The 20,372-nt window shown below is 74.8% G+C and carries 15 protein-coding genes and 1 pseudogene; 3 read left to right on the plus strand and 13 right to left on the minus strand.

Translation table 11 applies throughout. The annotated features are described in order from the left end of the window. The 3 genes and pseudogenes from IE241_RS29545 to IE241_RS34710 all read left to right on the plus strand — a co-directional run. Nucleotides 1–249 (plus strand): annotated as a pseudogene (locus IE241_RS29545) (2-oxoacid:ferredoxin oxidoreductase subunit beta); the annotation flags it as partial. Nucleotides 250–384: 135 nt separating this feature from the next. Next, nucleotides 385–1,383 (plus strand): AfsA-related hotdog domain-containing protein, encoded by a 999-nt coding sequence (locus IE241_RS29550; protein WP_190024921.1) that lies wholly within the window; start codon nt 385–387, stop codon nt 1,381–1,383. Nucleotides 1,384–1,564: 181 nt separating this feature from the next. Continuing rightward, entirely contained in the window at nt 1,565–4,198 is a 2,634-nt protein-coding gene (locus IE241_RS34710) for an AfsR/SARP family transcriptional regulator (RefSeq protein ID WP_190024922.1), read from the plus strand. Here the strand turns inward: IE241_RS34710 and IE241_RS29560 are convergent. The 13 genes from IE241_RS29560 to IE241_RS29620 all read right to left on the minus strand — a co-directional run bounded on the left by IE241_RS29560 (nt 4,176) and on the right by IE241_RS29620 (nt 20,330). Further along, nucleotides 4,176–5,150: an alpha/beta fold hydrolase gene (locus IE241_RS29560; protein ID WP_229900005.1), complete on the minus strand. Its 975-nt coding sequence runs from the start codon at nt 5,148–5,150 to the stop codon at nt 4,176–4,178. The genes IE241_RS34710 and IE241_RS29560 overlap by 23 nt on opposite strands. Further along, nucleotides 5,134–5,304 carry a hypothetical protein gene (locus tag IE241_RS29565; RefSeq protein ID WP_190024923.1) on the minus strand — a complete coding sequence of 57 codons (171 nt, stop codon included), beginning with the start codon at nt 5,302–5,304 and terminating at the stop codon, nt 5,134–5,136. Before IE241_RS29565 ends, IE241_RS29560 begins: the two co-directional genes overlap by 17 nt. After that, nucleotides 5,301–6,344: an alpha/beta hydrolase gene (locus tag IE241_RS29570; RefSeq protein ID WP_190024924.1), complete on the minus strand. Its 1,044-nt coding sequence runs from the start codon at nt 6,342–6,344 to the stop codon at nt 5,301–5,303. Before IE241_RS29570 ends, IE241_RS29565 begins: the two co-directional genes overlap by 4 nt. Before the next feature lie 118 nt (nt 6,345–6,462). Next, nucleotides 6,463–7,344 (minus strand): 4'-phosphopantetheinyl transferase family protein, encoded by an 882-nt coding sequence (locus IE241_RS29575; RefSeq protein WP_190024925.1) that lies wholly within the window; start codon nt 7,342–7,344, stop codon nt 6,463–6,465. Next, complete coding sequence (locus IE241_RS29580) at nt 7,250–8,131, minus strand: 2-oxo acid dehydrogenase subunit E2 (RefSeq protein ID WP_229900007.1); 882 nt, start codon at nt 8,129–8,131, stop codon at nt 7,250–7,252. The genes IE241_RS29575 and IE241_RS29580 overlap by 95 nt, the downstream gene beginning before the upstream one ends. Next, the gene (locus IE241_RS29585; protein ID WP_190024926.1) at nt 8,128–8,367 is read right to left on the minus strand and encodes an acyl carrier protein; all 240 of its coding nucleotides are present in this window, start codon (nt 8,365–8,367) and stop codon (nt 8,128–8,130) included. The genes IE241_RS29580 and IE241_RS29585 overlap by 4 nt, the downstream gene beginning before the upstream one ends. Beyond that, nucleotides 8,364–9,416: a 3-oxoacyl-ACP synthase III family protein gene (locus IE241_RS29590; protein ID WP_190024927.1), complete on the minus strand. Its 1,053-nt coding sequence runs from the start codon at nt 9,414–9,416 to the stop codon at nt 8,364–8,366. The genes IE241_RS29585 and IE241_RS29590 overlap by 4 nt, the downstream gene beginning before the upstream one ends. Continuing rightward, nucleotides 9,413–12,448: a type I polyketide synthase gene (locus tag IE241_RS29595; RefSeq protein WP_190024928.1), complete on the minus strand. Its 3,036-nt coding sequence runs from the start codon at nt 12,446–12,448 to the stop codon at nt 9,413–9,415. The genes IE241_RS29590 and IE241_RS29595 overlap by 4 nt, the downstream gene beginning before the upstream one ends. A gap of 1 nt (nt 12,449) precedes the next feature. After that, entirely contained in the window at nt 12,450–12,731 is a 282-nt protein-coding gene (locus IE241_RS29600; RefSeq protein ID WP_190024929.1) for an acyl carrier protein, read from the minus strand. A gap of 47 nt (nt 12,732–12,778) precedes the next feature. Further along, nucleotides 12,779–14,554, minus strand: coding sequence for an acyl-CoA dehydrogenase family protein (locus tag IE241_RS29605; protein ID WP_190024930.1), 1,776 nt, complete (start codon nt 14,552–14,554; stop codon nt 12,779–12,781). A gap of 9 nt (nt 14,555–14,563) precedes the next feature. Beyond that, nucleotides 14,564–16,390, minus strand: a complete 1,827-nt coding sequence (locus IE241_RS29610; RefSeq protein ID WP_190024931.1) for an acyl-CoA dehydrogenase family protein — start codon at nt 16,388–16,390, stop codon at nt 14,564–14,566. A 1-nt stretch (nt 16,391) separates the two neighbouring features. Beyond that, the gene (locus tag IE241_RS29615; RefSeq protein ID WP_190024932.1) at nt 16,392–18,215 is read right to left on the minus strand and encodes a fatty acyl-AMP ligase; all 1,824 of its coding nucleotides are present in this window, start codon (nt 18,213–18,215) and stop codon (nt 16,392–16,394) included. A gap of 228 nt (nt 18,216–18,443) precedes the next feature. Next, complete coding sequence (locus IE241_RS29620) at nt 18,444–20,330, minus strand: HAD-IIIC family phosphatase (protein WP_229900045.1); 1,887 nt, start codon at nt 20,328–20,330, stop codon at nt 18,444–18,446. Nucleotides 20,331–20,372 lie beyond the last annotated feature (42 nt).

The following is a 20,372-nucleotide window of genomic DNA, read 5'->3' on the forward strand; positions in this document are numbered from 1 at the left end:
CCGGCCAACGAAGCCGACATCCTCGTCCACGACGCGCACTCCGCGTCCCCGACGACGGCCTTCGCCCTCTCCCGCCTCGCCGACCCCGACACCCTCCACCAAACCCCCATCGGCGTCTTCCGCAGCATCGAGCGACCCGTCTACGACACCCAGATGGCCGACCAACTCGAAACCGCGATCGAGCAGAAAGGCAAGGGCGACCTGTCCGCCCTCCTCACCGGCGGCGACACCTGGACCGTCGTCCCGTAACGCCACGCCGTCGTCCCGTACGCCAGCATCCCGTAAACGAGCTGGTCAGGGGGCTCCAACCCTTCTCCCCCGTTTCTTCAGCGGCCTGGGCCATGATGCAAGCAGTCAGCCGTCCCCGCCGCAGAGGAATCCGCCATGGGAACTGAGACCGCCCCCACCGCTCCGGCCCCCGCCACCTCGCCCTTTCTGGGCCCGCACCACCTGGTGCACCGGCCGGACACGCCCGAGGCCTTCGCCTTGGACTCCGCGTCGCCCGTACGGCAGGACTTCGTCTTCGCGGCCGAACTGCCGGAGGATCACCCGCTGTTCTCCGACCATTCGGCTCCCTTCCACGATCTCCTCTTCCCCGTCGAGGCGCTGCGGCAGGCGGCGCTGTTCGCCGCCCGGCACTACTTCGGGGTGCCGGCGCACCGCCGGATCGCGGTCGCCTCCTGCGGGGTGGAGGTCGGTGACATCCGGCCGTGGCGGCGTACGGGCGGGGCCGCGGCGTTCTCGCTGGGGCTCGCGCTGACGCCGCACGACGTCGTGGGCGGGGTGCCCCGGCGCATGGTGTGCCGGGGCACGATGGCGGTCGACGGCGTGCCCTGCGGTACCGCCGAGGCCACGCTGCTCTTCGTGATGCCGGGCGTCTACCGCAAGCACCGGGCGCAGGGCCGGCGCGACAGCGACCGGGTTCCGGCGTCGCTGCCGGTGGCGTCCGGGGCGCCTGCGCCGGGGCAGGTGGGGCGGCGTTCGGCGCGCAATGTGGTGATCGGGCGGCCGCTGGCCCGGCGGGAACAGGGGCTGGTGCTGCCCGTTGACGCGCTCGCGGCCCGCGCTGCCCTGCCGGGCGAGCCCGGTGAGGTACCGCCCGCGCTCTTCCTGGAGGCGTCCCGGCAGTCGGCGCTGCTCGCCGCGGCCGCGATCTACGGGTTCTCGCCGGATCATGCGCTGGTGACGCGCTGGGACGCGTCGTTCCGCGGGTTCGCGGAGCCGGATCTGCCGCTGGCGTGCACGGTGAGCCGGACGGCCCGGCGCGGGGTCCGGCCGGTCCGGGACGAGGCGGGCAGGCCGGTCGTGGACCTGCGGATCGGCTTCGTGCAGGGCGGCCGGAGTGTGGCGCGGGCCTCCGCGACGGTCCTCCAGGACTGCTGAGGCCTGGCCGGTCGGTCGGAGCCGGAAGTGCCACGGGGGAGTGGTCGGCTGACGGCGACGCGGCGGGATCCGTCCCGCTGCGGAGCGCTGATGTCACTACGGGCAGGCGAGCCCGGCAAGGATCGATCGGTCAGACCGGGGTCTGCGGCGTGTGCCGCGGGCCTCTGGAGGGAGTACCACCGTGCGTTTCCGCGTTCTCGGGCCCGTCCGGATGAGCCCGCGCACTCCGTCGGCCACCAAGCCCCGTGCCGTGCTGGCCACCCTGCTCGTCCAGTTCAACTCGGTGGTGTCCACGCACACCCTGATCGACGAGCTGTGGAGCAGTGATCCGCCGCGTACCGCCGCCACGACGCTGCAGGTGTACGTGTCGCAGCTGCGCAAGGCGCTGCTCGCGCACTCCGCGGAGCAGCCGCTGGTGACCAGTCCCCCGGGGTATCTCATCCGGGTGGCTCCGCACGAGCTGGATCTGGTCGCCTTCGAGGAGCTGCGGGCGCAGGGCCGTGAGGCGTTCGCCCGGGACCGGTACGAGGAGGCCTCTCCCCTGCTGGCCTCGGCGCTGGAGCTGTGGACCGGACCGGCGCTGTCGGGGGTTCCGCACGGGCCGGTGCTGGAGTCGAGTGCGATACGGCTCGACGAGCTGCGGACCGAGGTGCTGGAGCAGCGGATCGCCGCCGATCTGAAGCTCGGCAGGCATCAGGAGCTCATCGGCGAACTCCTGGCGCTGGCGCACGAGCATCCGCTGCGCGAGACGCTGCACTGCCAGTTGATGGTGGCGCTGTACCGGTCGGGGCGGCAGTCGGATGCCCTGCAGGCGTTCCAGCGGGCCCGGCGTGCGCTGGTCGAGGAGCTGGGGGTCGAGCCGGGGGCGGAGCTCACGCGGCTGCAGCAGCGGGTCCTGGCCTCGGATCCGTCGCTCGTGTGGCGCGGCGGGGCTTCCGCGCGGCGGGCCGCCGCCGCGTCGTCGCGTCCCGCGGGGCCGGTGGTGTGGCTGCCGCCCCAGGTCGCGGACTTCACCGGGCGGGAGGAGGAACTGGAGTCCGGGGAGCGGCTGCTGCTCGGGCGGGCCGGGGTCGCGTCGCGGGTGCTGGCCGTGTCGGGCCGGCCCGGTACGGGGAAGACGGCGCTGGCGGTCCGGCTGGCGCACCGGACCGCCGAGTTCTTCCCGGAGGGGCGCGTCCTGCTGGCGCTGCGCGACGCGGGCGGGCCCGCGGTCGCCCCGGCGGCGGCCATGGCGACGCTGCTGCGGCGTCTGGGCCCGCCGGAGGAGGCCGGGGGCGGGGGTGCGGTCGCCGTCCCGGCGTCCGAGGGGGAGCTGAGCGATCTGCTGCAGTTGCGTACGCGGGGGCGGAAGCTGCTGGTCGTGCTGGACGACGCGGTCTCCGAGGCGCAGGTCAGACCGCTGCTGGGCGCGCTCCCGGACAGCACCGTGCTCGTCACCAGCCGGCAGGCGCTCGGCGCGCTGGAGGGTGTCCGGCATCTGGTGCTGGCCGAGCTCGGGCAGGAGGAGGCCGAAGCGCTCCTCGTCGCGGCGGGCGGTCCGCGGATGGCCGGGGCTCCGGCCGCGGTGCGGGAGATCGCTGCGCTGTGCGGGCGGCTGCCGCTGGCGCTGCGGGTGGCAGCTGCTTCCGTCGCGGCCCGCCCGCACTGGACCGCGGAGGCGTTCGCGCAGCGGCTGCGGGACGAGCGTACCCGGCTGGCCACGCTGTCCTTGGGCGATCTGAACGTACGCGGGAGCTTGCTGACGGCTTATCAGGAAGTGGGGCCCGGGCTGCAGCGCGCCTTCCGGCTGCTGTCGCTGGCGCCGCTGCCCGACTTCCCGCTGTGGGCTGCGGCGGCGCTCCTGGCAGTGGACGAGCCGGCGGCCGAGCGGGACGCGGAGGCGCTGGTGCGGGCCCATCTGCTGGAGGCCCGGCGGTATCCGGACCGGCCGGCGGCCGTACGGTACGGGCATCACTCGCTGCTGCGGACCCTCGCACGCGAACTGCTGGACCAGGACGCGCCGGAGGCCGTGCCCGGGGCGACGTGGCGGCTGGGGCAGGAGCTGCTGGCCCGGGCCCGGCACGCCGATGCGCTGCTCACGCCGGGGCGGGACCTGCTGGCGCGGGGCACGGAGGCGCCGGCGGGTGCGGGCGGTGCCGTGGCGCCGCTGGCCTGGTTCCAGGACGAGGCGGGTGCCGTGGCCGAGACGGTGCGGCGGGCGCATGCGCTCGGGCTGTGGGAGCCGGCCTACGCGCTCGCCTCCGCGGTGGGCGGCTACTTCGAGACGTGCGCCCTCTGGGACGACTGGCAGTCCAGCCACGACCTCGCCGTCGACGCCGCCCGCCGGGCCGCCGCCCCGCACGCCGAAGCGGTACTGGTCCGCTCGCTCGGCGACCTCGCCTGGCAGCGGCGGCAGCCGGGCCGGGCCGTGGACTGCTACCGGCTCGCCCGGATGCTCTTCGAACAGTGCGGTGACCGTACGGGCGCCGCGCGCTGCCTTTCCGGCGAGGCCGACGCGATGCTGGGGCAGGGCCTGGCGGCGCCGGCCGAGCGGGCGTACGCGCAGGCGCTGACCACGGCGATCGAGGAGGGCGACGCGCGGGGCGAGACGGAGGCCCTGCGGGGGCTGGCGCTGGTGTCCCTCCACCGCGGCGAACGTGCGCAGGCCGCCGAGGTCCTGGCCCAGAGCGCGGCGGCGGCCCGGCGCCTGGGCGACCGCCGGCTGCGAAGCCATGTCCTGCGCCTCGCGTCCCGCGCCGCCGCGCCGGACGACCAGTCGGCGACGGTGGAGTCCCGCCCGGGAGTCTGGCTCCTCAACGCCCCGCCGCCCGGCTAGCCGCGGCGCCGCGGTCCGCGCGGCGGGTGCGGAGCATGCGGCGCCATTGTTCGGGGCTGTAGTGGGCCGGGGACGTGGTGGTGATGAAGTCGTGGAGGACGGACAGGAAGCGCTGGGGGTCGGTGCGGAACGGGAAGTGGCCCGCGTCCTCGAAGATCTCCAGGCGGCTGCCGGGCATGGAGACGTGCCCGAACCCGGCGTGCATCGCGGGCACCACCTGGTCCCGCGCGCCCCAGACCAGCATCGTGGGCATGCCCTGGGCGAGGTAGCAGCGGTCGAGCATCGTGCCGACCTGGCCGCGCCAGTCGACGACGGCCCGCAGCGTGCGGACGAAGGCGCTGCGGGCGGTCACGTCCGGCAGGGCGTCGACGACGCGCAGCAGGTCGGGGGCGTCCACGCCGAGGTCCGTGCCGAGCCTCTGCAGCAGCCGGACGGCCGTGGCGAACTGCCAGCGCAGGGGCGGCAGGTTGAGGGCCTGGATGAGCAGCTGTGCGCCGGGCAGGGACGCGGCGCGCAGGAGGGGCGTGACCTCGCGCCCGATGCCGCCCGTGCCGACGAGGACGAGGCGTTCGCAGCGCTCGGGGAACTGGTAGGCGAACTGCATGGCGACGGCGCCGCCCAGCGAGTGCCCGACGAGGGTGGCGCGTTCGATGCCGAGTACGCCCAGGAGGTCGCGCATGCCGTTGGCGTAGGCGGCGAGGGAGTAGTCGGCTCGCGGTTTGGCGGATTCGCCGTGCCCGAGGAGGTCGGGGGCGACGACCCGGTAGTGGCGGGCGAGGTCGGGCAGGACGTCGCGCCAGGTGTCCGAGGAGTCCCCGATGCCGTGGATCAGCAGGACGGCGTCGCCCTTGCCGGCCATGCGGAAGGCCCGCCGGTGGCCGTGGACGGTGCGGTGCCGCAGCCGGATGCCGGGCGCCGGGCCCTTGACGGGGGCGTCATCGGTCGTGGTCACAGTGCTCGTACCTCCGTATGGGCGGGCCGGCGGCGGCCGGTTCGTCTTCCGCGGGTTCCGCCGCCAGGTCGTTCTCGCTGATGCCGAGTGAGGCGAGGGTCTTCCAGGGCCGTACGGTGGCGGCTCCGCGCCGGACGGCGAGGGTGTGGCTCACCGGGCCCTCCCCGCCGCGCCGCGCAGGTGGCGCAGGCCCAGGAGCCGGCCGAACAGCCAGCGCCGCACGGCGCCGAGGTGCGCGGGCGAGCCGTGCACGTCGTCGAAGGTCTTGAACCGGACGTCGTGGCCGTACCGCCGCAGCAGGGCCTGCTCGCGCGGCGGGATGATCTCGTCGCGGCTGCTGGCGACGTAGCGGACGGGGACGGCGGCGGCGCCGATCTGCCCGGGGGTGAGGGCGAACTGCGGGAGCAGCCGGCGCAGTGCGGCGCGGTCCGCGGAGCGGGTCAGCCGGACCAGGGTGGCGGTGGTGATCCCCGGCACGCGCGGCCACCAGAGCTCGTCGGTGAAGAAGTCGGCGACGGGCGCGCCGACGGTGAGGATGCACCGGATGCGCGGGTCGTCGGCCGCGGCGCGCAGGGCGAGGTGCCCGCTGAAGCTGAGGGCCAGCAAGGAGGCGTCGGTGACGTCGGCGCGCCCGGCGAGCCGGTCGAAGAGGTGCGGCAGCATCCGCCAGGAGCCGGGGCGGTACGGGAGGGTGTTCTCGCCGACGCCCGGGAGTTCGGTGACGACGGCCGCGAAGCCGAGCCGCGCGAGCTTGGGCAGGAGGGGCGCCCACTGTTCCTTGACGCTGACGATGCCGCCCATGACGACGACGAGGGGGCGGGGCCGCTCCGCGTCCAGGCCGGCGGCCCAGCAGCCGAACGAGGCCCCCTCGTAGGCGATGTCCAGGCGCTCGATGCCCGGCCGCCCCTCGCTCCAGGTACGGAAGGTGCCGGCGCACAGCCGCTGGGCGAGGGCCCGGCCGGGGTCGCCGTGGTGGGGGAACCGGGCGAGGGCGTAGTGCCGGCAGGCGTCCAGGGGCCGTCCGGCGGCCGCGGCCTCCCGGCCTTCGGCGGTCCAGACGGCGGCCCAGGACCGCGGGTCCCCGGGGGTGTCGTTGGCGATGCGGCGCAGGACGCCGTCGGTGCGGCGGGCGGAGAGGCCTTGGCCGCGGGCGTGCAGCCGGGCGAATTCCTTGAGTTCTTCGAGGTGGTCCATGCTCACCGTCCCGTCGTCGGAGCCGCCTTGGGGCCTGGCTCCCAGTGAAGCCGCGGCCCCTTGCGCGTCCGTGTACGTACGGTTGAGCGCCGCTTGTACGGCGGGTGCGGCGGCCGGGTCACCACCACCCGTCGTCGGGGACCGTCTCCTTCTCCTCCTCGCCGAGCGCTTCCGTGAGGGCGTCGACGATGCCGCCGTCGAGCATGGTCCCGGCGGCGGTGTCGTCGGTGGCCCCGAAGCCGGCGTCGCCGACGGCGACGCTGACGGTGAAGCGGCCGCCGGCGACGAGGTAGGTGCGGAAGGCCCATTCGCTGCCCGTGCCGGGGCTGTCGTCGGGGCCGCGCACGGCCGTGGGCGGGTCGTCCGCGCCGAACCCGAAGTCGGTGAAGCGGAACTGCATGCCGAGCCCGATGGCCTTGCTGTAGGCCTCCTTGAGGGTCCACAGCCGCACGAGCGCGGGGTCCCGCTCGTGCCGGGGCAGGGCCTCGATCCGTTCGACCTCGTGCGGGGTGCACAGGTGGCGGCCGAGCCCGGGGCCGTAGAGGGCGCGGTCGCTGCGCTCGGCGTCCACGCCGATGACCCCGCCGGTGGCCAGGCCCACGAGGAGCAGGTCGTCGGTGTGGCTGAGGCTGATGTGGACGCCGTCGTAGCCGCGCAGATACGGCCGGCCGGTGCCGGTGTAGCCGAGTTCGACGGCCTGGGGCGGTACGCGCAGGGCGACGGCGGCCGCGAACTTCAGCAGCACCCGGGACGAGGCGAAGCGGGTGCGGACGTCGGGGTGGGTGAGGCCCAGGAAGCGCTCCCAGTCCCGGCCGAGGAGCGCGCGCAGCCGCGGGCCGCCCGCCCGTTCCGGACGCCAGTCGTCCAGGCGGGCGTACAGCACCGCGGTCGCGTGCCGGTCGAGGTCAGCGCGTACCCTGCTCCAGTCCCCGCGCGGTCCGGAGATCGCGATCGGCTCCCCGAAGGTGCGGCTCGGGGACGGTTTCCCGGGCGCCGTCATCGAAGCCCTCCAAGGTGTGTCGGAGATCGCCGAGCACATCGGCGGCGGTCGCCCCGTCGATGACCCGGTGGTCGAAGGTGAGGCCGAGCCGCATCACGGGCGCCGGGACGATACGGCCCTCGCGCACCACGGCCCGGTCGGTGATCCGGCCGAGGCAGAGGGTGACGGCGGTGCCGCCGGCGGAGTGGAAGCCGTCGACGGAGCCGTGGCCGAGGGAGCTGACCGAGACGGTGCCGAGGACGGCGGCGCGGCGCCGGGGGGCGTGCAGGGCGGCGGCGAAGGCGGCCCTGCCGAGCGGCACCGGCAGCCGGCCGAGCCTGCGCACGCCCTTGAACTCGTCCAGTCCTGCGGCCTGTTCGCCCCGGTAGCGGTCGATGTGCTGCTGGATCTCGCCGAGGGTCGCGGTCTCCAGGCCGGGGACGAGGGCGGACAGGACGGTGCGCTCGCCGTCGACGCGCCGGTCGAGGGCGAGCTTGGCGGTGACGGTGCCGAAGCGGGCGATCCGGGGCGGGCGCAGCGGCGAGGGCCAGCCGGGGGCCAGCGCGGCGTTGGCCTCGGGGTGCCGGGCGAGGGCGCGGCCCGCCGCGTGCAGGACGTAGCCGACGACGGAGTAGCGGGTGCCGGCGGCGCGGGCGGCGGCGCGGTGTTCCTGGATGCGCGTCATGTCGACGTCGGTGTCGAGGTGGACGGGGCGCTGGGCGGCCGCCCACTCCAGGAAGTAGAGGGTGTGCCGGCGCCGGCGCACCGTGTGCACGGCGGCGCCGGGGGCGGCGGGAGGCCTGGTCACCCGCCCACCGCCAGGGTGTGGATCTCCTGGAGGCTGCGGGTCTGCAGGAGCTTGTCGACGGCGAGGCGCCGTCCTGTGGCGAGTTCGAGGGCGGTGACGAGCTTGAGCAGGTAGAGCGAGTCCCAGGCGGGCAGCTCGTCGAAGTCGCTCGCCAGGCGGTCGGCGGGGACGTCCAGGCCGATCTCGTCGCGCAGGAGGCGCGTGTAGGCGTCGATGCTGAGGGTCTTGTCGGTCATATCTTCTCCAGGGCGAAGCCCGCCTTGATCCATTTGCTGGACTCGATGGCGACGGCCAGCGCCCTCTCCCCCGCGGACATCCGCGTGAGCAGCTGTTCGAGCTGGAGGAAGGGCAGGGCGTTGCCGTTGTTGCCGGTGTCGGCGACGCAGGAGATCTCCCGGGCGCCGGGGACGTCGAGCTGTTCGGTGATGCGCCGGGTCATCCGGCCGGACAGCTGCGGGGGCAGCAGGTAGTCGAGCCGGTCTGCGGACCATTCGAGGTCGTCGAGGAGTTCCCACAGGATCTCGACGGCCATGACGGGGACGGCTTCTTCGATGGCCTTGTAGTCCTCGGTGACGGCCTGGCGGTCGTCGTGCCGGTCGGCGAGGCCGAACCATTCGATGACCTGGCCGGGTGCGCGGCCGAGGCCGGTGAACCGGTTGAGGGTGCGGCGCAGGGCGACGCCGGCGCCGCGGGGTTCGTCGGTGATGACGGCGGCCCCCGCGCCGTCGCCGAAGAGCACGAAGTTGACGAGGTCGCTGGGGGCGGCCGAGGAGAGGTCGCGCTGCAGGTCGAGGTGTTTGCTGCAGACGTCGCCGCCGATGACGAGGCCGGTGCGGTGTTCGCCGGAGGCGACCATGGTGCGGGCGACGCTCAGGGCCTGGACGGCGCCGGCGCAGCCGGACTGGAGCTGGAAGGTGGGCACGTGGTCGAGGCCGAGCCGGTCGGCCACGTGGTTGACGGTGGCGGGCATGAGGGTGTCGGGCGTGGCGGTGCCGAGGACGATGAACTCGATCTCGGACGGGTCGGTTCCGCCGGCGGCGAGAGCCCGTTCCGCGGCCTGGGCGCACAGGTCGGCCAGGGACCAGCGGACGGTTCCGGTGGCGAGGTCGCGGGCGAAGTGCCGGGTCTTCGTGCCGATGAAGACCTCGATCCACTCCTCGTTGACGCCCAGGGCCTTGGCCAGGGCGGCGTTGTCCACGGGGTCGCCGGGCAGGGCGGTGCCGGCGGATGCGAGATAGGTCTGCCGCGGCTGCGGGGCCGGCGGCGCCTGGGGGTGGTCGGTCATGCGGTCCTCTCCTTCGGGGTCCAGCCGCTTCCGGCGGCGGTCTGCCGGCCTTGGGGATTGCATTCGCGCAGGAAGGCGACGAGGTCGCCGAGGGTGGCGAGCCGGGGCAGGAGGTCCTGCACGGTCAGCCCGCCGGTGCCCGGCAGGAGCTCGTCCAGACGGGTCTTGAGTTCCATGACCATGACGGAGTCGAAGCCGAGGTCCTCGTAGAGCCGGAGGTGGGGGGCGAGTTCGCCGGTCTCGTAGCCGCCGACCTGTCCGACGGCCTCCAGGGCCGCGGCCCACACGGGCTCGGACTCCTCGGCCCGCTCCAGCACGAGGACGCCGGGCGGGGCGGCTGTGGGGGCGGGGGCCGGGGCGGCGGCCTGTGGTGCGGGGGCGGCCGGTGCGGTGAGGTGTGCGGTGTTGCGCGTCCAGTAACGGTGCGCGGTCGCGAAGGCGTACGGGGCGAGCCGCTGCGGCACCCGGTCCCCGGGGGCGGCGGCCGCGTCCCAGTCGGGGTCGAGGCCGCCGCGGTAGAGGGCCGCGAGCGCCTCGGCGAGGTCCTCCGCGCCGGATTCCGGGCCGCGGACGGGCAGGACGAACGCGGGCCGGGTGCCGGAGACGGGCGGGCCGAGCTTGCGCGCCAGGGCGGCCAGGACCGGCCGCGGCCCGGCCTCGACCGCGTGGGTGGGCCCGTCGTCGAAGAGCCGGCCGGCGGCATCGGCGAACAGGACGGGGCGGCGCACGTGGTCGGTCCAGTAGGCGGCGTCCATCGGCTCGTCGTCCGCCAGGAGCCGGCCGCGGAGGGTGGAGTACAGCGGGATCCGCGGCACGCCGCCGCCGACCTCGCGCGCGATCTCGGCGAAGGGTTCCAGCATCGGGTCCATGAGGGCCGAGTGGAAGGCGTGCGAGACGTTCAGCGGGCGGGTGCGGATGCGGTGGTCGGTGAGCCGCTTGCCGACGCGCATGAGGGCGCCGGAGTCCCCGGACAGGACCGTGGCCTTGGGGCCGTTGACGACCGCGATGCTCACCTCGGGCTCCTCGGCGGCGAACCCGGCGACCTCGTCGTGCCCGGCGAGGACGGCCAGCATCCCGCCGCCTTCGGGGAGCCGCTGCATGAGGGCCCCGCGCGCGGCGATCAGGCGGGCCGCGGCCTCCAGGGGGAAGACCCCGGCGAGGCAGGCGGCCGCGTACTCGCCGACGCTGTGGCCGAGCACCGCCGCGGGTGCGGCGCCGAGTTCGAGGAGGCTGCGCCCGAGCGCGTAGCCGACGGCGAACAGGGCCGGCTGGGCCTCGGCCGTACGGTTCACGGCCTCGTCTCCGGCCAGGACCAGGTCGCGTACGGAGTGCCCGGTGTGCGGCAGCAGCGCCGCGTCGGCCTCGTCGAAGAAGTGCCGGTAGAGCGCGGACTCCCGGTACAGGCCGGCGGTCATGGCGGGGTACTGCGAGCCCTGGCCGGTGAAGAGGAACGCGAGGCGGGGCCGGCCGGCGGGGGCCTGGGCGAAGCGGGCGAGCACGGCGTCGTCGGTCGCGGCGTCGCGCAGCAGGGCGGCGAGCTCCCCCGTGTCGCGGGCGGGGACCGCGAAGCGGTAGCGGTGGCCGGTCTTGGTCCGGTGGCTGGTCCAGGACAGCGGCCCGGCGGGCACCCGGCGGGCCGCGAGCGCGTCGGCCTGGGTGAGCAGGTTGCGGCGCAGGGCGTCGGCGGTGGGCGCGGTCAGGGTGAGGACGGGGACGCCGAGGCCGGCGGGGCCGGGCCGGGCGGCCGGTTCGGGGCGGGCGGCCCTCGGCGGGGCGGACTCCAGGACGGCATGGGCGTTCGTACCGCCCATCCCGAAGCTGCTGAGCCCGGCGAGAGTGGGTCCGGCGGGCAGCCGCAGGGGCGCCTTGAGAAGCCGGAGGCCCGCTTCTTTAAGCCGCAGCGCGGGGTTCTCCTTGGCCGCGAACCGGCTTGCGGGCACGGTCCGGTGGTGCAGGGACAGGGCCACCTTGATGAGGCCGGCGATGCCGGCGGCGCCCTCGGTGTGGCCGAGGTTGCCCTTGACCGAGCCGAGGGCCATCGGCTTGCCGCGCCCCTTGTGGTGGTGGGCGAGGGCCTTGACCTCCATCATGTCGCCGAGGGCGGTGCCGGTGCCGTGCCCCTCGGTGAAGGCGACGTCGGCGGGGGCGACCCCGGCGCGCCGGTAGGCGGCCGCCAGGACGTCCTGCTGGGCCCAGCGGTTGGGGGCGGTGAGGCCGTTGCTGCGGCCGTCCTGGTTGACGGCGGTGCCGCGGATCACCGCGTAGACGGGCAGGCCCCGCTCGACGGCGTCGGAGAGCCGGCACAGCAGGACGGCGCCGACGCCCTCGCCGCGGCCGATGCCGTCGGCCTCCGCGCTGAACGGCTTGCACCGTCCGTCGGGGGCGGAGAGGCCGGCCTGGGTGTAGAAGATGGACAGGGCGGGGGTGACGGCGACGTTGACGCCGCACGCGAGCGCGTAGTCGCACTCCCCCGACAGCAGCGCGTTGGCCGCGAGGTGCACGGCCACGAGCGACGAGGAGCAGGCGGTGTCGACGGCCAGGCTGGGGCCCTTGAGGTCGAGGTGGTACGAGATGCGGTTGGCGGTCATGCAGTAGCCGTTGCCGGAGCCGGCCTGGGCGGTGACGTGGGGGTAGTCGGTGAGGTGGACCTGGGCCCATTCGTTGCCCATGATCCCGACGTAGACCCCGGTGGCCGTCCCGGCGAGCCGCTGCGGGGCGAGGCCCGCGTCCTCGACCGCGCGCCAGGCGCACTGCAGCAGCAGCCGCTGCTGCGGGTCCATGGCGGCGGCCTCGCGCGGGGAGACGGTGAAGAACTCGTTGTCGAACGCGTCGGGCTCGTCGATGAACCCGCCCTGGGTGGTGTTGCTGTGTCCCGCCTCGCCCGCGGGCGAGTGGAATTCCGCGGCGTTCCAGCGCTGTGCGGGGACCGGCCCGACGCCGTCCCCCGAGCGCATCAGCAGGTCCCAGTAGGCGCCCGTGCCGGGCGCCCCGGGGAACCGGCAGTCGATGCCGACGATGGCGATCCGTTCCATGTCAGGCGGCTCCGCTCGCCGCGGCCTCGAACTCCGCCATCAGGTGGCCGGCGAGCGCCGCCACCGTGGGGTAGTCCCAGGCGGCCGTCGGTTCGAGGACGAGGTCGAAGTCCTCCTCGATGTCGCCGCACAGGCTGAGCGCCGCCACCGAGTCCAGGCCGTACTCGGCGAGCGGCACGGACGGGTCGATCTCGGCGGGGGAACGGCTGAGGTAGAGCGCGAAGCGCTCGGCGAGCCAGGTGGTCAGCGACTCGGTGGTGTGACCGGTGACCGGCACGGACATGGTGCACTCCTCGGCGTGGTGGTCGGTTTCCTGAGGGGCGCCGGCGGTCAGCCGGCCAGCGGGGTGTTGTACAGGTCGTAGCTCCTGCGCTCGTGGAAGCGCCGGAGGACTTCCGCGTGGACGGCCTCCTCGCACCCGCCGGGGAGGTCCGCGGGGCGGTGCCCGAGCCGTGCGGAGAGCCGGTGGAGGGCCGCCGCGGCCCATTCGGGGGCGGCGAGGAAGGGGTCGTCGCCCGCGGCGGCCGCCTGCTGCCAGACGCCGACGACGGAGGCGGCGGCGAGCAGCACCGCATAGCGGTCGGCGAGGGCGAAGCCTGCGGGGCTGGCGAGCGCGGTGCGGTCTTGCGGGGCGAGCGCGAGGCTCTCCTCCTGGACCTGCCGCAGCTCGTCCATCAGGCGCAGGGCCGTGCCGTGCACGGAGCGCTGCGCCGGGGTGCCGCTGGGCAGTTCGTCGATGGCGGCGACGAGGCGGGCGCTGAGCCCGTCGCGGCCGCTGGCCAGGGTGAGCCGGTCGAAGGGGATGCCGGGCAGGTCGCCCCGGAGCCGGAAGAGGGCGTCGGGGGCGGGGGCGTCGCGGAACCAGGCGCGGCGGGCCAGGCGGGGCAGCTGCGGGATGATCGTGGCCTGGCAGGCGGCGGATCCCGCGTGTCCGAGGCTGAGCACCGGCAGGTCGCGCACGTGCTTCTGGAAGATCCCGAACTCGCCCTCGCGGACGTAGAAGCGCGCGCCGAGCACGATGGACAGGTCGTTCATCGCGTCGGTGAGGGTCTTGGGCACGAGGTACTTCGTGGCGGCCGCGTAGACGCTGGTCTCCTCCGGCAGCAGGTGCACCGCCCGGGTGGCCGCGAGGGAGAGGCTGTCGCAGGTGAGCAGGTCGAGGAAGGCGTTGCCGAGGGTGGCCCGGGCGTGCGGGATGTCCATGACGGAGCGGCGGTAGAGCCGCCGGCCGAGGGCGAACCGCACGACGGTGCGCAGGCTGGTGTCGGCTGCGCCGAGCGCCATGCCGGGGACGGCGCTGCGGGTGATCTGGAAGGCGCGCAGGGCGAGTTCGACGCCGCGGCCCTGTTCGCCGACGAGGGAGGAGGCGGGTACGGGGCACCCGTCGAAGTCGAGACCGGAGAGGTGGCAGCCGCGGACGCCCACGGCGTCGTAGCGGGGCAGCACCCGGTAGGTGTCCCGGTCGATGCCGTCGCGCTCGACGAACAGGACGGAGTGGCTGCGGCTGCCGGGGCCGGGGTCGGTGCGGCTGAACAGCACCCAGGCGGCGGCCCGGTCGGCGTTGTTGATGACCTGTTTGGCGCCGTGCAGGACGTATCCGCCCGAGGCGCCGGGCCGGGCCTCGAACTCGTTGCGGACGAAGTCGTTGCCGTGGGCCAGTTCGTGGTACGCGACGGAGACCTTGCCGCCTGCGAGCAGCAGGGCGGCCAGGCGGCGCTGCTGGGCCTCGCTGCCGGACGACCAGACGTTGACGCCCGCCATGAAGGAGGTGACGCCGTAGCCGAGGCCGAGGGCGATGTCGCGGCGGAAGACCTGGCGCATCACCCGGACGAGGGTGTCGATGCGTTCGAGCCTGCCGCCGTGGGCGGCGGGCACGAAATCGGCGTTGAGGGCGAGCTCGTCGAGGAGGCGTTCCCCGGCCTCGGGCAGCTCCCCGGCCTCGTCGGCCTCCAGCAGCCGCGCGTACGTGAGGGCGCCGGCGGTCCCGGTCGGATCGCCGAATCGTTCCTCCAGTTCGGCGACCCGCGCCGCGGCACGATCCTCCTGGCCGCTTCCGGCCTCCGCCGGTCCGTCGTGCGTCCCCTGGGCCGCAGTACCGATCAGCATGGCGTCCTCTCAGCTCTTTCCGGTCGTTCCGGCCACGGTGCGGGGCTGCTGCGGCGCGGGGGCGGGCAGGCGCTGGGGCAGCAGCGAGAACAGCTCCCCCCGGCTGCGGGTCGCGCGCAGGTGCGCGAGCAGCTCCTCGTACGCCTGCGCCTCGTATGCCTGCGTCTCGTGCGCTCCCGTGCCGCCGGTGCCGGGCTCGCCGAGCCGGGCGAAGACCCGGTGCAGCGCCGCGGCGGGCCACAGCCCGTCCCGCCACAGGGCGCCGGTGGGCCCGTCCGCGCACGCATCGGCGCTGCGGGTCCACAGTCCGAGGGCGGCCGCCCCCGCGTAGCACAGGGCGTAGCGGCGGGCGGTGGCGAAGACCGCGGGCGGCACGTCGCCGACGACGTCCTGCTGACGGGCCATGGCGGCGTGCACGTCGCCGGTCACGGCGAGGAGCCGTGCCGCGGCGCCGGCCACGGGGCGCAGGGCGGGGTTGTGCCGGGCCCGCCGCGCGGTTTCCTCGGCGTTCTCCGCGAGCCCGGCGACGATGCCGCTGCCCTTGCGGGCGACGAGGGAGAGCCGGGCGGGGTCGAGCGGCGGCAGGGGGCGCGTCAGGTCGCAGGCGGCCGCGGCGCCCTCGGTGTCCCCGGTGCCGCGGCGGTGGCCGCGCGCCAGGCCGCGGAACTGGTTCACCAGGGAGTTGAGGTTGACGAGGGTGTTGCCGTCGAAGAGGCCGACGATGCGGTGGTCGCGCTCCAGCTTCTGGAAGCGGCCGCCCGCGTAGACGCCCTTGAGGAAGGCGCGGGCGCCGAGCAGGCGGGTGAGGGAGGAGAGGATCTGCTCGGTACCGGTCGGCAGCAGGTATTTGGTGACCGCCGCGGTGATGCTCAGCTCGGCGGTCTGGGTGTGCACGGCGCGCGAGGCGACCAGCGCCAGGGCCTCGTGCAGCAGCACGTCGGCGGCCGCCTCGGCGAGGGTGCGGCGGGCCTGGGGCAGGTCGATGAGCCGGCGTCCGTACAGGGACCGCTCCTCGGCGAAGTCGGCGGCGAGCTGCAGCCCGTGGTCGGCCGCGCCGAGGGAGAGCGAGGCGCACATGGTGCGGGTGAGCTGGAGGGCCTTGAGCACGGTCTCGATGCCGCCGCCCTCGCCGCCGACCAGGGCGTCCGCGGGGACGGGTGCGCCGGTGAAGGCGATGCCGGAGATGTCGGCGCCGCGGATGCCGTGGGTGGGCACCTTGGGCAGGTGGCGGTAACTGCCCTCCGGGAGGGTGCGTTTGTCGACGAGGAGGATGCTGAAGCCGCGCGGGCCGCCCGCCGGGTCGGTGCGGGTGAGGAGGGAGAGCAGGGTGCCCCGGGTGGCGTTGTTGATCAGCCACTTCTCGCCGCTGACGAGCCAGCCGCCGCCGTCCGCGCCGGGGCCCGCGGGGGCGCCGTGCACCTCGCCCGCGAGCAGGTCGCTGCCGTGGGCGCGCTCGGTCAGGCCGAGGGAGACCGGGAGGCCGGAGCGGATGTCGGCGCCGAGCCGGGCCGCCTGCCCGGCGGTGCCGGCGATCCACACGCACACGCCGCCGAGGTAGGTCTTGCCGTGGCCGATCGCGACGGTCAGGTCGCGCCGGGCCACGGTGCGGCTGAGCTGGAGCAGCTGCTCGTAGTCGGTCAGCCGCCCGCCGTGCTCCGCGGGCACGTAGTACGCGGTCAGCCCCCACTCCTCCAGCAGCCGGCAGATCTCCGCCGGGAACTCCTCCTTCTCGTCGAGCTCCGCGCAGCGCGCGTACGAGAACGGGCGCGCGGCGTCGCCGGGGTCCCCGAGGAAGCGGTCGAGGTCCTCGGCCAGCCGGTACGACGGGTGGGCCATGTCAGACCACCGGTTCCAGCGGCCGGGCACCGGCCGTGCCGGTGGCGTCGGTGGCTTCGGTGGCGTCGGCGACGAGCTCCCGGACGGCCGGCTCCAGCACCTCGTACAGGGGGGTGAGGGCGCCGTCCAGGAAGAGCTTGCGCATCAGCGTCCGGCGGATCTTGCCGCTGGTGGTCTTGCGGACGGTGCCGGGCCGGACCAGCAGCACGTTTCCGGCGGGGATGTTGAACTCCTTGCCGAGCAGCGCCTGGACGGCGGTGGCAACGGTGCGCAGGTCTGTGCTGAGGGCGCTGGCGCGCACCTCCTGGACGACGACGAGGTGCTCGCGGTCGCTGTCGACGGCGAACGCCGCGCCGGAGCCGACGCCGAGGGCCTTGTCGGACGCCTGGACGGCGCGCTCCAGGTCCTGGGGGTAGAGGTTGCGGCCGGCGAAGATGACGACCTCTTTGAGCCGGCCGGTGACGTAGAGGTGTCCGCCGTCCAGGGCGCCCAGGTCGCCGGTGCGCAGCCAGCCGCCTTCGCCGGTGCCGCCGTTGCCGCCGTTGCCGCCGGCGAGGACCGCGTCGAAGATCTCCTTGTTGGTGTCCGGGCGCCGCCAGTAGCCCGAGGCGACGCTCTCGCCCTTGATCCAGATCTCGCCGACGGTGCGCTCGGGGCGCTCCTCGAAGGTCTCCGGGTCGACTATGCGGACGTCGAAGTCCTCGAAGACGCCGCTGCTGACGAGGGTGCGGGTGGGCTCGCCCGCGCGGGGGGCGAGCACCTCGCCGCGCTCCAGGCCGGCCGAGTCGACGCCGGTCACGACGGGCCGGGTGCCGCGGGGGGTGCCGGAGACGAGCAGGGTGGTCTCCGCCATGCCGTAGCAGGGGAAGAACGCCTCGGGGCGGAAGCCTGCGGGGGCGAACCGCTCGGTGAAGGCCCGTATGGTCTCGGCCCGGACGGGCTCGGCGCCGTTGCAGGCGGCTTCCCAGCTCGACAGGTCCAGGCCGGCGAGCTGCTCGTCGGTGATGCGGCGCAGGCACAGGTCGTACGCGAAGTTGGGGCCGCCGCCGTGCGTCACGCCGTAGTCGCCGATCATCTTCAGCCAGCGGTGCGGGCGCTTGAGGAAGGAGACGGGGGACATCAGCACGGCGGAGGAGCCGAGGTAGAGGGGCTGCAGGATGTGCCCGATGAGGCCCATGTCGTGGTAGAAGGGCAGCCAGCCGCCGTAGACGGACGAGGGCGACGAGCCGACGCTGCGCCGGATCGCGGCCTCGTTGGCGAGCAGGTTGCGGTGCGAGACCATCACGCCCTTGGGGTCGCTGGTCGAGCCCGAGGTGTACTGCAGGAAGGCCAGGTCCTCCGGGCCGAGGGACGGCATCCGCCAGGCTCCGGCGTCCCCGTGGCCGGGCGCGTCCGTGGCCAGGCAGCGGACGCCGGACATGCCTTCGGCGGCCAGCCAGGCGGTGATCTCGGGGGCGTTGGCCGTGTCGGTGAGCACGGCGACGGCCTCGGCGTCGCGCAGGATGCCCGAGACGCGCGCGAAGTGCTGGCCCTGCTCGGTGGGCAGGGGCGCGGGCACGGCGACGGCCCCCGCGTACAGGCAGGCGGTGAACGCCTTGATGAACCCGGTGCCGGAGGGGTGGAGCAGCAGCACCTGCCGGCCGGTCGCGCCGGCGTCCTGCAGCCAGGAGGCGATACGGCGCGCCTCGGCGTCGAGGGCGGCGTACGTGAGGTGCTCGGGGCCCGTGCCGCCGGCGTCGTCGGTCAGGAAGATGAAGGCGTCCTCGGACCGTGACGCGGGCATCTGCGCCAGGACCAGTTCCGTGAAGGTTCGGAAGTCTGTCAACGTCTTTCCCTTGCCTCTGGAGAGATCCGCTGTGGCACGGAGCCGGCGAGCGGTGGGGACGTTCCCGATCCTGCGGACTGCGGCTAAGGGCTGGCTTGTGCAGTGCGAAAGCCGTTGCGGGCGGGGAAGAGGGCACGGAAAAGGGCGCGGGGAAAGGAGGCGGAAAAGGGCCTGCCGTCCAGCCCCCGGGGGAAAGGGCGGACGGCAGGCGGTCTGCGGGCGGCAGGGTCAGCTGAAGCGGGCGTCCACGTGGACGTGCCCGGGGCGCTCGGGAAGCTCCTCCAGGGCATGCTCGAAGAAGACCTCTGCGCCGTCCGGGGCTGCGTCGTCCGGGGCCGCGCCCCCGGCCGTCACCGTCGCGAATCCCAGCGAGGGGTAGAAGTCCCGTACCCGGTGGTTCTTGGCGGTGGGCCGGTAGCTCGCGCGGGCGGTGCGGGCGCCGGTGTCCCGGGCGTGGGCCAGCAGCGCGGCGAAGACGGACTGCTCGATGCCGCGGGCGAAGACCCGGCAGCTGAGCAGGGTGTTGTCGACGTGGAGGACGTCGCCTTCGCGGCGGGCGAAGACCGCGCCCACGACGCCGTTGTCGCCGAAGCGGTCCCGGGAGCGCACGGCGAGCACGAGGTGGCCGGGCGAGGCGAGCAGCCGTCGTACGTCGGCCTGCTGGAGCCGCCGGGTGGTGAGGTTGAACTGGTTGGTGCGCAGGGTGATCTGGGCGACGCGGGCGATCTCGTGGTCGCGGACGGGCGACAGCTCGACGCGGACGCCGAGGGCGTGCAGGTACTCCTCGAAGGAGCCGGTGGTGTCGAGGAGGCCCTGCCGCTCGGCCTCCGAGCGGTACTGTCCCGCGCGCAGCCGGTCCTCCGCGGTGAGCTCGCGGACGTCGAACCAGCCGTCGGCCAGCAGCTTGTCTATGTGCAGGGCGGGTTCCTCGTCGAGCCGGACCACGGACACGGCGGGCAGCGAGGAGGCGACGAGGCCGCACTCGAAGGGCGAGTCGTCGGCGAAGACGAAACTGTCCACGCCGAGGTTGAGCCGGGCGGCGATGTCCCGCAGGTTGCCGTCCTTCGGCTGCCAGTCGGCGTTGATCCGTACGAAGTCGGCCTCGCGCAGGGCCATGTCGGGGTGGTCGCGGAGCACGGCGAGGACGGGTTCGCGGTCGTTCTTGCTGCACACGGCGAGCAGCACGCCCTGGGAGCCGAGCTGCCGGACGGTGCGCTGGAAGGCGCCGAAGGCCTCGCCGCGGTAGGTCGTGGCCGCGGCGATGCCGTCGGGGCCGTCGTCGCCGAGGATGCCGTCCCACAGGGTGTTGTCCAGGTCCACGACGAGCACCTTCTTCGCGCGGCCGCGCAGCGTCCGGGCGAGGTGGCCGATCTCGCGGGCGTAGCGGCTCAGCAGCTCCTCGCCGAGGTGGACCTGGGCGTACGCGGCGAGCCGGCTGTCGCGTACGGGGCCGCCGTCGGCGATCAGCGGTTCGAGGTCGACGACGTGCAGCCGGGGGTGGCGCACGGCGAGGCGCAGGATGCCCGCGTTGAACTCGCGCCACAGGAAGGACAGCTCCGTGCGGGAGCGGTGGTCGACGAGCTGGTGCAGGTGGCGGCGGAGCAGGGGCAGGGTGTTGAGGACGAGCGTGCCGGTGCCGTGTTCCGCGTAGTGCCCGGCGAGCCGTTCGAGGAGGGCGAGCTTGGCCGCGACGGCGCGGGCCGCGTCCTCGGGTCCCCAGGGAACGGGCAGTTCGCCGAAGACGATGCGGTCGTCCAGCAGGCAGAGGGCGAGGTCCGTGCCGGGCCGGTACAGGGGGCTCGCGGTGTCCTGGAGGTCGCGCTGCCAGGCGTCGTGGTCGCCGGTCAGGGTCGTGAGGGGGATGCCGTGGCGGGCGAACTCCGCGGTGAGCGGGGCCGTGAGGGCGTCGAGCGTGCCGTGGCCGGTGATCGCGACGGTGGCGGGTGCGGCGCCGGGGTGCAGGGCGTGGATCGCGCCGGGGTCCTCGCGGGCGAGCAGCCTGCCCGCCCGCTGCAGGGCGGCGAACGCGTCGTCGCCCTGGGAGAGTTCGGCGAGCAGGGCGGGGACGGCGGGGTATTCGGCGGCGATCCTGCCGTCCGCGGCGAGGGCGCGCAGCCGGTCCGCCGCACCGGTGCGCCCGGGCTGCGGGCCCGGTCC

This window comes from Streptomyces hiroshimensis, from assembly GCF_014650335.1.
Taxonomy (GTDB): Bacteria; Actinomycetota; Actinomycetes; order Streptomycetales; family Streptomycetaceae; genus Streptomyces; species Streptomyces hiroshimensis.

Bases quoted from the DNA above. Each gene is read 5' to 3' on its own strand.
- IE241_RS29550 (WP_190024921.1), top strand. From the start codon at position 385: ATGGGAACTGAGACCGCCCCCACCGCTCCGGCCCCCGCCACCTCGCCC.
- IE241_RS29585 (WP_190024926.1), bottom strand. From the start codon at position 8,367: ATGACCGACAAGACCCTCAGCATCGACGCCTACACGCGCCTCCTGCGC.
- IE241_RS29595 (WP_190024928.1), bottom strand. From the start codon at position 12,448: ATGGAACGGATCGCCATCGTCGGCATCGACTGCCGGTTCCCCGGGGCG.
- IE241_RS29600 (WP_190024929.1), bottom strand. From the start codon at position 12,731: ATGTCCGTGCCGGTCACCGGTCACACCACCGAGTCGCTGACCACCTGG.
- IE241_RS29610 (WP_190024931.1), bottom strand. From the start codon at position 16,390: ATGGCCCACCCGTCGTACCGGCTGGCCGAGGACCTCGACCGCTTCCTC.
- IE241_RS29575 (WP_190024925.1), bottom strand. From the start codon at position 7,344: ATGACGGCGCCCGGGAAACCGTCCCCGAGCCGCACCTTCGGGGAGCCG.
- IE241_RS29605 (WP_190024930.1), bottom strand. From the start codon at position 14,554: ATGCTGATCGGTACTGCGGCCCAGGGGACGCACGACGGACCGGCGGAG.
- IE241_RS29570 (WP_190024924.1), bottom strand. From the start codon at position 6,344: ATGGACCACCTCGAAGAACTCAAGGAATTCGCCCGGCTGCACGCCCGC.
- IE241_RS29590 (WP_190024927.1), bottom strand. From the start codon at position 9,416: ATGACCGACCACCCCCAGGCGCCGCCGGCCCCGCAGCCGCGGCAGACC.